Source organism: Microvirga sp. P4_G7, assembly GCF_056401005.1.
The window spans coordinates 1-675 of sequence record NZ_JBFUKD010001114.1 but is presented as its reverse complement, the minus strand read 5'-3'; the positions used below and the strand labels follow the sequence as shown (position 1 = coordinate 675).

The window sequence follows — 675 nt, the reverse complement described above, 5'->3', positions numbered from 1 at the left end:
ACATGGAGTTGCTGGCGGCCCTGGTGGCCGACATCAAACTACAGATGCCGGACCACATCGCCTGCACGGGCGACAGTTGCAATATCGGATTGCCGAGCGAGTGGCCGACGTCGCGCGTCTTCCTCGAGGGTCTGGGCGACCCCTACGCCGTGAGCTTCGTTCCGGGCAACCACGATGCGTATGTGCCCGGCTCTCTCGAAGGGTTGCTGCGCGAGATCGCGCCATGGACCAAGGACGACGGTGGGGGCGAATGCGACTTCCCGTTCGTGCGGCGACGCGGCCCGGTGGCGATCGTCGGACTGTCTTCCGCGATCCCGACCTTGCCATTCGTCGCGAGCGGGCGCCTCGGGCGGCGGCAACGGGAGCGGGCCGAAGAGGCCCTCGCCGACCTCGGACAAGACCGCTTCTGCTTCCGTATCGTCTTGATCCATCATCCGCCCCATGTGGGCGGAACCACCGCGGGCCGGAACCTGACGGATGCCGCGGCATTCGAGAAAGTCATCGGGCGGGTCGGAGCAGAGCTCATATTGCACGGACACAACCACGTCGGTTCGCTGGCGTATCTCACTGGCCCGCGCGGCCCCGTGCCGGTGATCGGTGCGCCGTCCGCCTCGGCTCGTGGCGGCACGCATAACCACCGCGCCGGCTATCATCTGTTCACGATCGATCAGGATG

At 66.5% G+C, this 675-nt stretch carries 1 protein-coding gene; it reads left to right on the top strand.

Annotated elements, in window-relative coordinates:
* A partial coding sequence (locus AC1DT3_RS23365) for a metallophosphoesterase family protein (RefSeq protein ID WP_477467538.1) occupies positions 1 to 675 on the top strand: 675 nt, incomplete at both ends.